Origin of the sequence: Chryseobacterium cucumeris (genome assembly GCF_016775705.1) — a bacterium.
Classification (GTDB): Bacteria; Bacteroidota; Bacteroidia; order Flavobacteriales; family Weeksellaceae; genus Chryseobacterium; species Chryseobacterium cupriresistens.
Genome location: NZ_CP068760.1, coordinates 2,055,519 through 2,068,796 on the forward strand (window position 1 = coordinate 2,055,519; position 13,278 = coordinate 2,068,796).

Genomic DNA, 13,278 nt, shown 5'->3' on the forward strand with positions numbered 1-13,278 from the left:
TAGAAACCACCCCGTCAAAAATTCTTTGAATTTTTGACACCCCTCCAAAGGATGGGAATTTCACACCTTTGATTGTTAAATTTGTCAATGATATCATTTTTCTCATTCTGAATTGGGATCTGTTATGTTTTTTACAACAAAAGAGATATTTTGTACAACGCCGTGATATTTATTAGAAATAAGTTTGCAAAGACTTAAAAAATACTTTTATGAATACACTGAAAAAATTATGTTATCTTTCTGCAGCGGTGCTGTTATCAGCGTCTTTCGTTTCATGCTCGAGTGATGACAATGAAATCATTATTGAACAGCAGACTCCCTCACAAGTACTGTCTTCTACGCCATGGGAAACTACCGGAGCTAAAGATAAAAACGGAAATAATGTTGCCCTTACTGATGCCAGTGTAGCCGGATATGTAGGGTTTGCTTATTTCAAGGCAGACGGAAAGTTTGCGATCTACAACCTTACAGATGTATTGAGATCTATGGGAACATGGTCTGTAGATGCTCAGGGTAAAACAAGAACTATTGCTGCATTAAACCCGGATGGAACCACTATTTTCACCCGTGATGTTGAAATTCTTGTGTTGAACAGAAATGAATTCACCTACAGAATCCGTCCTAATTCCAGTGATCCGTCTGTGTATTATGATATTATCCATACGAAAACTTCTCACGCTGAGCCAACGAACGGGCAGCTTACTTTAGCTTCTACTCCATGGGAAACAACAGGTGCCAGGGATAAAAGCGGAAATAATGTTGCTCTTACTGATACCAGTGTAGCCGGATATGTAGGATATTCTTACTTCAAAGCTAACGGAACTTTTAAAATTTTCGGTTTAAATGATATACTGCGATCTGAAGGAACATGGTCTATTTCTCCTGATGGAAAGAAGAGAACGCTTACGACTCCAACTTTTACGCGTGTTGTGGATATTCTGCTTCTGAACGAAACAACATTTACTTACAGAATTACTCCAGATGCGGCTAACCCAGCTGTATTTTACGATATTATCCATACAAAAGTCAACCATAAGGAGCCTTTGTAATGATTATTTTTTTTATAATAAGGAAGAACCTGCTCAGTAACGGGCAGGTTTTTATATGTTTTAATTAAAGGAATGTTCCGTTAGTAACTTATCATTTGTATTCTTCCCACCATTTTTTCCAGTTTACTTTTCCCAGCTGATCCAGATTTACTTTTTCCCCGATCATCGGAAGGGTAACCGGGATATTGTTTTCTTCAGCATGTTTTGAAGCCAGCTCTAAAGGTTCGTACCAGATATGCTGTGCAAGCTTGAATTTGGAATTGTGTACCGGGATAAAGTTTTGGGCTTTTAATTCTTTTATTTCTTTCATCAGCTGGTCCGGCAATGTATGGATATAAGGCCACTTTTCGTTATACTGTCCATTTTCCATTACTGCCAGATCAAATGGCCCGAATTTCTCTCCGATTTCTGTAAAATGATTCCCATAACCGCTATCTCCTCCTAAAAACAGATTTTTGGAAGGTGTTTTTAAAACGAAGGAGGTCCAGAGCGAGATATTACGGTTCAATAATCTTCCTGAAAAGTGTCTTGCCGGAGTAAGCGTGATTCTGAAGCCTTCTGCAATATCTATACTTTCCCACCAGTTCTTTTCAATAATTGTATCAAATGTCCAGCCCCAGTATTCAAAATGCTGTCCGGTCCCTAGCCCGCAAATAACTTTTCCTACTTTATCTTTTAATTGCTGAACGGTTTTATAATCCAGATGATCCCAATGGTCATGTGAAATAAGAAGGAAGTCAATCTCTGGCATATGTTCCGGTTTGTAATAATCGGATCCCTGAAAAGCTTTTATTGAACCCGGCATCGGAGAGGCATTTCCACTGAAAACTGGATCTATTAAGAATGTCTTTCCATCAACTTGTATGAAATAAGAACTATGCCCAAACCATATCAGCACATTTTCATCCGGTTGAAGATTTTTAAGATCAGTCTCTACAAAAGGGAGCGTTGTTTTGGGTGATGTGTTTTCTATTTTGCATAGGCTTTGAAGGAGTAATTTAGTCATACTCTCTCCTTCTAACAGTGCCGGGGTTGTCAATATATTCTGAAACCGGCCGTTCAGATAATTGGGCAGTGTACTGAAATATTCTTTTCTTTTTTCATCGGGAAACTGTCCCAGCTGCTTTTTTAAACTTTTCATTTATTTTATTTTAAATCCATCCCGGTTTCTAAAGAAATGCTCTTTATCTTATTGGGGTGTGAAACTTTACTATAAAATAAATATAAGCATAAGATTCTGAGATGTGAAAATAAAGGATGTTGAAATTTTAATTCTTTATGATTTAATGAAAACTATTCTTAAAAAATCCATTTAACCAGTCCAAGTACAAAGATTCCTAACACTATGCAACCTATTATCATTAAAGCAAAAGTCTGCGCAAATTCTGTCCAATACTTTTTTTTATCGAAAGTAAAATCACTGTGGTTGATATAATAGACGTCATATACCAAAGGATCTATGCGCAAATCCGGCCGAAAATGTACAATTCCCTGGATATATCTTCTTCGTAGAGCTTTTAAATTTCCGATATAGTAGCTGTAACCGGCATCAGTTCCGTCAAAATCTACATCTGCTGCCGAACCATTGTGCTTTACATTCAATACATAAATCTTGTTTCGTGGGCTGATACTTACATCATATACATCCGGAAGGTTATATTTTTCCAGATCATGATAAAGAATTTGATCTATTGTTCCATCGGCTCTTTCGTAATGAATTCCTTTATCATCAACCTGTATCTTTCGGACTACTCTTTTTCTGATTCTCTTCTGATACCTGAAGAAACGGTATAAACCAAAAGCAAGAGCCGGATAGTATAATATTGCCACAATAATAAATATGAACAGTTTATCACTCACCACAACGGGTAATCCCAATACCAGCAGAAATGCCGTCAACAATAAAAGCACTCCAAAAGTCCTGGTTATCCAGGTCATGAAGCACCATGTTTCAGATGTTAATGGCAAAAAATCTTTTCTTGAATCCTCTTGCATCTGTTTAATATACGAAAAAAGTAAATAATACAAAAGAGTCACAGCGGCACCATGACTCTTTTTTATCAAATTGAAAATAAGATATAATTAAATTGAAACTATGAAATCGTATAGGTCTTTTCTGTAGTGGTATTGTAGGTATCGGAAACCACATTGTCTACAAACCTCCACTCTGCAGTAGAACTTCCGGTGGTAAATTTCACATGCAGATATCCTCTTTTATAAAGATTGGCATATTCCAGGTCATCAATCAATAATGAAAATGCCTGAGCCAGTTCTATCGCTTTGGCAGGATCCGAAGTGATTCCCAGATATCCTTCAAGGCCGGGAGAAGAAACGGAACTGCAGGCAAGTTCTGTCCCGATAAATTTACCCTGTGCATCAGTCAGTTTTCCTAACCATGCATTGTGGGTGTCTCCTGCCAGTACCACTACATTTTTTCCTGCAAGAACAGAATAAAGCTGTTCTCTTTCTATGAAATATCCATCCCATGCATCCAGATTGTATGGTAAAGTCGTTGTGATTCTTGCAATTTCCTGCGGTGTCAATGTAGGATCCTGTTGTTGATGTCTTGTTTTAAGAATAATCAACTGAGTGATGGTATTCTGAAACACCTGCATAGTAGCCGGCTGTGCACTTCCATACTGTTTAATTTCCGCAAGAATCTGATTCAGCAGCATCAAAAGCTCTGCAGGAACCATCATTTTCGTCATTAAAATCTGTTGTCCAAGCACTTTCCATTTGGCTGTATCACCATTGATCTGGGCATTCAGCCATGACATCTGCTCGTTTCCGATCAGTTTTCTGCTGGTGCTTAAGAAATCTGTTTTAAACTGTGTCTGATTAAAACTTCCTGTATTATCAAGATAATCCGAATATTCCATTTGTTTATCCCTTGCAATCACCCTTGTATCCATCATGTAAAGGGAAACGATATTCCCGAAGCTGAAACTTCTGTAAATTCTCATATCTTTCCCTGTTTTAAGAGGAATATATTCGCTGTATGCCTGAAATGCAGCCATTTTTCTTGCCTGAAAATCTCCTTCGTTCGGCTGATGGTTTTCTGCTCCTGTTTTATAGGTATCATTGGCAAACTCATGATCATCCCAGACACAGATGAAAGGCTTTTTCTGGTGAAGAAGCTGAAGATTTTTATCTCCTCTGTACTGCCTGTATCGTTCCCTGTAATCATTGAGGGTAAGGATTTCCTTTGCCGGCTGATGCGCTCTTCCCAGCTGATTGGTGTAGGGGTTTGTTCCATATTGTCCGGGAGCATATTCATAAATATAGTCTCCAAGGTGTACGACAACATCTGCTTCAGATTTTGCAATCGCACCATACACATTGAAAAGTCCTGCAGGAAAGTTGGAACAAGATACGACAGCCATTTTTACTTCACTTACAGCATCAGATTTTGAAGGTAAAGTAAGGGTTTCTCCTGTTACGCTGACTTCCTTAGTTGTATTGTTATAGAATCTGTAATAATATTTTGTATTGGAAGAGATATTCTGTACATCTACCGCTATAGTAAAATCATTTACCAGTGCAGCATTTGCCTGACCTCTTCTTACTACTTCTGAAAAATTGCTGTTTTTACTGATTTCCCATGTAATCTCTGCATCTGTTCCTTTTGAATACCGGGTCCAGATAATAATTCCTGTTGCGCTGGGATCAAAACTTGCTACCCCGGATTCAAAACCTCCGTTTTGGAGATTATCGGGGGCATTTCCATTTTCAGTAAAATCGTCGCTGCAGCTTTCAATTAAAGGAGCTAAGAAAATTCCTCCGGCAGCCAATAGTGAATTTTTAAGAAACCTTCTTCTGTTGAGTGGATTGTTGTTTTCCATCATTACTTTTTTTGCAAAGCAACGGTATCCGGAGAAGACGGCTGTTAACTGTGTTTTAAATATATTTTATGATTTTTTAAACAAATGTTTAATGTTATGCATAAGAAATTAAATCATGACACATATTGCTGTAATGGGCAAACACAAAAGGAAACCTTTCCGGCTTCCTTTTTTAACAAGCTCCATAGAAGAAACTTTGTTTTCATCAAATATATTATTTAAGGTCTTCTTTTATTCTCCCAATTCCAGCTGGTTTCTGACCAAATTAAAATATTCTCCTTTTTTGGATACTAATTCCTGGTGGTTACCCTGCTCTACAACTTCGCCCTTTTTCAAAACAATAATATTGTCTGCACTTTTTACTGTGGATAAACGGTGTGCAATGATAACAACAGTTCTTCCCTTAAAAAACTCCTGTAAATTATCATGTATAATTTTTTCATTTTCTGCATCCAGTGCAGAAGTAGCTTCATCAAAGAAAATAAAATCCGGATTTTTATATACAGCCCTTGCAATAAGAATACGTTGTTTCTGTCCTCCGCTTAAATCATCTCCTGCGGCTCCTATTTTGGTATCAAATCCTAAAGGAAGACTTTGAATCATTTCGTATATATTGGCTAATTTACAGGCACTGATCAATAATTTTTCATCTGCGTCTTCCTGCATGGCAATATTCTCCCTTATGGTTCCGCTGAATATGTATGAGTCCTGAAGAACAACTCCACAATTGCTTCTCCACCAATCATGATTGATCTGAAACAGCCCTTCCTGCCCGATGTTCAGATCTCCTTCTGAAGAGGGATAAAATCCCAGAAGAAGTTTGGATAATGTGGTTTTCCCACTTCCGCTTTCTCCAACTATGGCAAGAACTTTCCCGTTAGGAATTTTAAAATTGATATTTTTTAAAACATAGGGCTGATGTCCCCCCGGATATTTGAACCATACATTATTTAAACTAATATCCTTACTCAGCAGAGCCTGATTTCCCTCTTTTAAATTAAGGTTTTCATCGGTTTGCTGTAGAATTTCCTGAACTCTTTTATACACTAAACTTGAATCCTGAAATGAGCGGAAAAACGCGACCAGATTTTCTATGGGTGCGGAAGCAATACCTATAATATATCCTATACTCAGCATCTCACCAACCGTCATTTTCCCAAGTGATACCCAATACACGCAAAAAAAGGTAGTTGAAAATATAAATAACTGTTTAATAATGCTGGTAACATTGGTTTGATAAATATCCAGGATAAGACTTTTTACTTTGGTCTTATATATTTTTTTCTGCAGCTCTTCCCACTTTGATATCCTTGAAATATGAGCATTACTAATTTTAACAGAAACCATCCCGGTAATCATCTCAACAAGATGATTTTTGCTTTCTGAATTTAATTTAAAGGCATAATAATCTATAATCCTTCTTTTATTATGAAACAAGTAAATCCATACAGTGGAAAAAACGGCAATTCCCAGAAACCCCAATGCTATATACTGGTTATATATTAAAAGCCTTATTATAAGTACAATCAGTAAAAAAACTGATAAAATATTCGATAACAATTGTCTGGTTAATAACTGTTCTATTTTTGACTGTTCTTCTATTTTCTGTAATAGGTCTGTATATAATCTGTTTTCAAAAAAAGAGACGGGAAGTCTGACTGTTTTCTGCAGCAAGTCATTCAGCATTTTAATGCTTACCTGTGAGCTAAAGTGTACTCCTACAAAATTCTGAAGGATATTGATGAGTATCTGCCCTCCATACAAAAGCATCTGAAATCCAAAAATTCCAATGATCACTTTTCCTTCTTTCGACTTCATTCCTTCGTCAAACATTTTCTGAATCAGCTGAGGAAAGATATAGGAAATAACAGAACTTATGGTAATTAAAAAAATCAGCAGTCCAATTTTGAAATTTTGTTTTTCTAAAACTGAACGAATATAGCTTTTGAAAATTTTTAAATCCTGCTGTTCAAAAGGAGGTTTAAACTCAACAAACTCTTCTTTCGGGATTAATTGTAATCCAATCCCTTCGTTATCTGCGGACGAAATCCAAAGCTTTACAAACTGCTCTTTTTTAAGCTTTAGTCTGCCATATTTGGGATCTGAGATATAATAAAAATTATTTTTGATTTTATAGAGTACAACAAAATGCTCCTGCTCCCAATGTAAAATGCAGGGTAAATGAACATCCTCGTTCAGTGTAGACAAAGGAACCTTAAAGGGAGTTGTATGAAAATACAGCTTTTTACCGGCATCATTAATATCTGCCAGAGTAACCCCGGAGCGGGTAACTTCAGTAAGGTTTCTCAGATATACCAGGTCACAATCTTTACCGTAATATTTTAGAATAATCTTAAGGCAAACCGGACCGCAATCCATCTGTTCTATTTGGGAATAAAAGGGAAATTTGTTGAACACAATAATAAGTTAAATTGTTATGCCTAGTGTTTTTAGCTTTTTAGTAAATTCTTCATCATTTACTAATTGCTGGTTATTGGATATTTTATCTAAATAATTTTCTATTATAATTTTCACTAATTTTTGCGGAGAACTTTTGATATGAGAAAAATTCTCGTTCAGATAATCTAAAAAATCTTCATCTTCAATTTTGTCGATACAACGCATGGTTATCAGTAAATTTTCCTGATCGCCTGAAAATTCATTTTGCTTTAGCAGAGCATTAAAGATCTGCTGAAATATCAGTCTTGTTTTTTTCTCATCCTGCGAAGATTTAAGAATGGCGATATAAGAGTTGTTTATAATATGTTTTATCATCCCCTGCTTATCAATAAGGGGAAGATCTTCAGCCAGGTTTTTGCAGCTCTCGTTTTCATGTTGGTTAAACATGAAAAAAGCCAATATCTTCATGACTTCTGTCTTATACCGCTCTTCATTTTGAGTACGTGCAAAAATTCTGATTTTATTAAGTGATTGTTCTCCAATAATTATGGCAAAATAAGGAAACGTGTTACTCTGAACTAAAGCACTTTCAATAGCCCTGTCAATATTTTCCTCTGCCAGTACAAAATCATTTTCCACATAATTTTTATACGCAAGCAAAGCATAGTCTAAGCTTATCATCCCCTGATGAATAGGCTCAATGAAATAGGTATTCATACTTTGCATTTTTGAATAAAGGTAATTTCCTAAGGTGGTATTCCCTGTACGAAAAGCAGAAAGTGATTTTTCAGACAGGTTCATATAGTAAAACAACCCTGCCTGGATATCTTCCGGAATATCTTTTCTAAATTCTTCAATCAGATTTTCGAAAATATGTCTTGGTTTTTTCACCTCATATTCCCGGAATTCTACTGTTTTTATTTTGTCTAAAATTATTGTTTCCATACATCATCTATTAAGAAAGCACAGCTTGTTCATTAATATATCTCTGAAGAAGAATTCTGTCGTCAATATTAAATTTGAAGGAAGGACACGCCGGGATATTATCATACCAGTTTTTCGGACATGCTCCACCACACAGAGGAAGGAATTTACAGCTTTTGCACCATGAGTTATTGTCCGGTATTTCATTAAACCAGTTTCTCATGACAACATTTTTGCTGTCTACATCTTTATCTTTCACAATGTTTCCGGCATAAAACTCAGAGTTATCATATTTTGGAGTGTATGGAATTTCCCAACATGTGGAGACATTTCCAAAAGCGTCAAATACTTCTGAGGTCTGGCTTACTACCATACAAGGTTTAGTAACTCTTTCAGGAATAATCTGTGTTTTAAATTTTGCTTTTGATTGCAGAAGCTTCATATAAACTTCTATTTCAAGCTCAGCAAATTCTTCTTTTGACACGCCTTTAATAGTAGCTTTGTTATCACCCCAATCGTGGATAGGAGCAAGATAGAAACTTACATGCTGAAGGATTCCTTCTGCTTCCAGATAATCAATAAAATCTATCACATTGTAGCTGTTCTCTTTATCCACATTACATCTGATATTGAAACTTGCTTCTTTTTGATATAATTCGGAATTAACAATTTCTTTGATATTTTTAATGATAATATCAAAACTGTTAGAACCATTTTTCAGATATCTTCTCTTATCATGGAATTCCTGAGTTCCGTCAATTGTGATCTGATATTCTGTAACCCTGTAATTTTTTACCAGTTTTTCAAAAAGAGAATATTTAAGACTTAAAGCATTTGTAATAATTCTTGAAGAATATTTTAAATTTTTCTCTTCACAAAGGCTGATTAAACGGGTAGATAAATTAGAGATAGCCGAAAGACCTGTTAACGGCTCTCCTCCATACCATGTAATACTCAAATGCTCCAGGTCGTTTGACAAACTTTCCATTTTAGTAATGATTCTGTCATAGGTAAGATCTAAAACTTCTTTTGACATACTTTTGTTAGTATGCAGCTGGCCGCAATAGTGACATCCCAGCTGGCAGTTTCCTGAAGGCTGAATCACATAAGAAAGTGTTTTCAGATCCTGATGATCTACAGACATAATGTTGTCTGAAAGGATTTCTCTTAACTCATCTTCAAACTCAGGTACATAAAATTCATTTTTTATCAGGTTGATAAAAATTTCTTCGGGAATCTGAGTGGTTTCAAGATTACATATTTTTTCATATAACCCTTTTTTCACTTCAATGGAGGTTCCGGAACGGGTAGAAAAAAGAATGACATGATCATCTAAAATTTCTTCGTTTTCTATGGTATGGATATATCTTGATAATTTGTATTTCATAATTATTTTATTTTAATATTAAATAGAGTAGCACGAATGCTACTCTACTTTTTACTTTAGTTGTAACTCCAACATTCGTTACCACTGCAAGTTTGTGTACCTCCGAATCCCCAGCAGTCATTCTGACTTGTGCACGTTGCCGCTAGCTCTAAAGGTAACTTACCTCCTTTGATTGTCTTTACTGAACTTTCGCTCATTCCCTGTAGCTTGTTTTCAGTGATTTTTTTAGACAATTCAAACAATTTTTTGTTTTTCATCACAATAAATCTTAGGTTAATTTTTTCTCTTGTAAAGTTTTAATTCCACACAAGACCCTGCAGAACATAAATTTGTGGAATCAGAGTTCTATTAGTTATAACTCCAGCAGCTGTTACCACTGCAAGTAGCTGTACCTCCGAATCCCCAGCAGCTGTTCTGACTTGTACAGTCTGCTGCTAATTCCAAAGGAAGTCTACCTCCTTTGATTGTCTTTACTGAATTCTCGCTCATTCCCTGTAGCTTGTTTTCAGTAATTTTTTTAGACAATTCAAACAATTTTTTGTTTTTCATGACAATAAATTTTCATGGTTAATAATTCTCCTGAACAGTTTTAATTCCACACAGGACTATACAGAATACAAATTTCTTTATGAAAAGCTCCAGCAATTAGGATCTACGTGCAGATCCGGCCTGCACCAACTACAGGTACATTGGCTACAATGGTAAGCGAGTAAGCCACCGGTAATAAATACAAGGCCCTCTTTTTGCAGTTTTTTCATTTTGACATTTGTGATTTTCTGAGAAATCATTTTAAGCTTTTTGTTTTTCATAGAAGTAAGTTTTTTATGTTTATTACGAATCTTAACTCTATAAAAATTAATCAAGCCTATGTGGGCGAATTATTGGTCAAAATAAGCCCAACAACTGTTTGATGCACATGGGCTGGTTCCATAACCCCAACATGCATTTGCACCGAAACATGCACAGTCTGATATAATCTCTTTTTGTATTCCTCCCTTAATAACTTCAACTGATTCTCTTTTCATTCCTGGGATTTTGTTCTCAGTAATTTTTTTAGACAATTCAAACAGCTTTTTGTTTTTCATCACAATAAGTTTTCATGGTTAATAGTTTGCTGAAAAGTTCCGGCTTCAGAGAAGGTTCAGTAAAAATTTTTATGAAAAGCTCCAACAATCATTCGTCGAGCAGATAAACGGACCACAGTATGTATTACAATCAGGATGTCCATAGCAATCTCCAGTAATATTCTTTCCTGCGTAGATTGTTAAAACTTCTTGTTTTTCTAATTTTTTGATCTTACCGAGGGTTATCTTTTTGGATAACTCCACAAGTTTTTTGTTTTTCATGGTTATTAGTTTTATTCTTAGTGTATTAGTTTTGCAGTAAAAAAAACAGGATTACAGCCGGGGGTTTTCATTTTGAGTTCTCCCCTTGTCTATATCTCCGGTATTCACCTTTTTTACTTTGTTGTTTCCAAATGTTTTGGATATGCTGAGTGATATGGATCTTAAATTTGATTGCGAAAGAGTTTCAATATATCCGTCATTATTATATAGTGTATTGCGGGAGTTTGAAAGATTCAGCAGATCTTTTACAGAAAGCTTGAACTTAAAATCTTTATAACTCTTTGAAACCTCAAGCTGATTATTGATAAAATAACCGTTTTTCTTATTAACTAATGTATATGGAGAGGTGTAACCAAAGTTATAGCTTATGTTCCAGCCTTTATTCCAAAGATTATTTCCACTAATTGTAACGGAAGAGTTATTATACCAAGAACTAGGATGAACATCATAGATATCTGCATTATTGATATAATACATTCCTGTTGAAAGATTAAACATCCATTTGTTTTCAAACAATGGTTTATTATAGTTCAATCCCACATAAAGACGCTTTACATTACCTTCAAAGTTTTTGGGTCTTGTAATGGAAACATTATCTACAACCTCTGTATAAGGAAGAATAGGATTTTTTACAATTCCGAAATTACTTACAAACACCCAGGTTCTTTTTATGCTGTAGCTCGCATTAAATAAATACATCTTTGCCACATTAAGGTCAGGATTTCCGGTTTCCCACCAGGTTTCATTGTTTTTATAAATAAATGGGTTTAAATCATCTACATAAGGTCTCCATAATGCAGTTCTGTATCCTAGAGAAACTCTGTTGTTCTTATTGATCATATAAGAAAGGTTGATGCTGGGTACAATATTGTTGTAACTTCTGGAAAAGTTCTCACTAACCGTATTTTGTTTTGCGTTGATATTTGTGTTTTCATAACGCACCCCTAAGTTGACGTCCAGCACAGAAAAGATTTTTTTCTTAATATTAGTATATAACGCGTTTATATTTTCATGATACGTGAAATTATTAGAAAATAGGGTATTCAATGTACCGTCTGCGTTGTAATAAGCATAAGGGTTATCCGTAGAAAGCCAATTAAGTTTTCCTCCTGCTTCGAAACTAAGTTTTAATTTTTCGAAAGTCTTGGAATAATCTACTCTTACCGTATAATTGTCCTTCTTATAATCATTATATATTAAGTTTGAATATGGGCTGGTCAAATTGAAAAACTCTGTCGTATTATCTCTGTGATGGGTGTAATAATCAAAGTTGATATCCAATCGCTTGGATTTTTTATCATCATTAAAGCTGTAATAAACATTTCCTCCGAAAAGGTTCAGCTTATCATTTTGTGTATTTACCGTTCTGTTTTCAAAAATTCCTCCTGTAGTATCATAGTATATATTCCTGTTTTCAAGTGAAGATTCAGGTGTTTTGTGATAATATTCCAGAATACCTCCTATGCTGCTTCTTTCATTAAGCTCGTAATCAAAACCTGTATTTCCTCCAAAGTTGGTTTCTTTAATCAGCGTACTTCCTATAATCTGATTTCTGCTGAATTTTGAGCTATAGTTATCAATACTGTTTCTTTGCAGGTCATTATTATTTTCAAAAAACAACATGGTATTATTTGAAAATCTGTTTTTATGATAATTTAAGGCAATATTTGCCTGCTGGCTGTTTTTTCTGTTTTGCTTATCTGTAATGGTAAAACTTCCTTTCAGTCCATCTGTTTCCAGTTTCTTCAGCTTCAGATTAATAATCATTGCATCCTCCAGATCATATTTTGAGGAAGGATTGGTAACCAGCTCTATCTTTACCAGATTAGAAGCCGGCATAGCATTAAGATATTGTATTAAATCTTTGCCTTTAAGAACTGATTTTCTGTCATTGATGTAAACAGAGGCGTTCGTTCCCAGAAGAGTTATTTTATTATCATCTAATTTTAATAATGGTGTTTGAGAGAGAACTTCGGATATGTGATTTCCTACAACCAAATCGCTATTTTCAACATTAAAAACAAAACGGTCATCCTTTTGTTCAAAAAAAGGTTTTTTACCATTCACTTTTATTTCTGCAATTTGTTTTTCTATAACTGTTTTAATGGAATCTTTCTTCTCTTGAGAGAAACCCAACAAGGGAAGCACAACACTTACACATATTAATATTTTCCTCATTTACTTTCAATATTTCTGATGCAAACATCATGATTATACTCAAAGTCTACAAGATTAGTAATCCAAAATTGATCAATACCGGTATATCCTTTTCCAAAAATTTACAAATTCCCGACTCATAGAGATCAATATACAACTGATAAACAAATACT

11 protein-coding genes are annotated in these 13,278 nt (G+C 35.0%); 1 reads left to right on the top strand and 10 read right to left on the bottom strand.

From position 1 onward, the window contains the following. Positions 1-209: 209 nt before the first annotated feature. Positions 210-1,049, top strand: a complete 840-nt coding sequence (locus JNG87_RS09280; RefSeq protein ID WP_202843644.1) for a DUF4822 domain-containing protein — start codon at positions 210-212, stop codon at positions 1,047-1,049. 91 nt (positions 1,050-1,140) lie between these two features. Here the strand turns inward: JNG87_RS09280 and JNG87_RS09285 are convergent, their stop codons facing one another. The 10 genes from JNG87_RS09285 to JNG87_RS09330 form a co-directional block, all read right to left on the bottom strand. Beyond that, positions 1,141-2,190: an MBL fold metallo-hydrolase gene (locus tag JNG87_RS09285; RefSeq protein WP_202843646.1), complete on the bottom strand. Its 1,050-nt coding sequence runs from the start codon at positions 2,188-2,190 to the stop codon at positions 1,141-1,143. Positions 2,191-2,348: 158 nt separating this feature from the next. Then, positions 2,349-2,987 (bottom strand): hypothetical protein, encoded by a 639-nt coding sequence (locus tag JNG87_RS09290; RefSeq protein ID WP_202843648.1) that lies wholly within the window; start codon positions 2,985-2,987, stop codon positions 2,349-2,351. Positions 2,988-3,142: 155 nt separating this feature from the next. Then, positions 3,143-4,894 (bottom strand): alkaline phosphatase D family protein, encoded by a 1,752-nt coding sequence (locus JNG87_RS09295; protein WP_202843650.1) that lies wholly within the window; start codon positions 4,892-4,894, stop codon positions 3,143-3,145. Positions 4,895-5,122: 228 nt separating this feature from the next. Beyond that, positions 5,123-7,309: a peptidase domain-containing ABC transporter gene (locus JNG87_RS09300; protein WP_262896834.1), complete on the bottom strand. Its 2,187-nt coding sequence runs from the start codon at positions 7,307-7,309 to the stop codon at positions 5,123-5,125. A gap of 9 nt (positions 7,310-7,318) precedes the next feature. Further along, on the bottom strand, positions 7,319-8,236 hold the full coding sequence (locus JNG87_RS09305) for a hypothetical protein (RefSeq protein WP_202843654.1): 918 nt from the start codon (positions 8,234-8,236) through the stop codon (positions 7,319-7,321). Between the two features lie 10 nt (positions 8,237-8,246). Further along, on the bottom strand, positions 8,247-9,602 hold the full coding sequence (locus tag JNG87_RS09310) for a radical SAM/SPASM domain-containing protein (RefSeq protein ID WP_002983497.1): 1,356 nt from the start codon (positions 9,600-9,602) through the stop codon (positions 8,247-8,249). Positions 9,603-9,950: 348 nt separating this feature from the next. Further along, entirely contained in the window at positions 9,951-10,151 is a 201-nt protein-coding gene (locus JNG87_RS09315; protein WP_002983500.1) for a hypothetical protein, read from the bottom strand. Positions 10,152-10,480: 329 nt separating this feature from the next. Further along, entirely contained in the window at positions 10,481-10,687 is a 207-nt protein-coding gene (locus JNG87_RS09320) for an ecotin (RefSeq protein WP_202843656.1), read from the bottom strand. 69 nt (positions 10,688-10,756) lie between these two features. After that, complete coding sequence (locus JNG87_RS09325) at positions 10,757-10,948, bottom strand: ecotin (protein WP_202843658.1); 192 nt, start codon at positions 10,946-10,948, stop codon at positions 10,757-10,759. A gap of 51 nt (positions 10,949-10,999) precedes the next feature. After that, positions 11,000-13,126, bottom strand: a complete 2,127-nt coding sequence (locus JNG87_RS09330) for an outer membrane beta-barrel family protein (RefSeq protein WP_202843660.1) — start codon at positions 13,124-13,126, stop codon at positions 11,000-11,002. Positions 13,127-13,278: the final 152 nt, after the last annotated feature.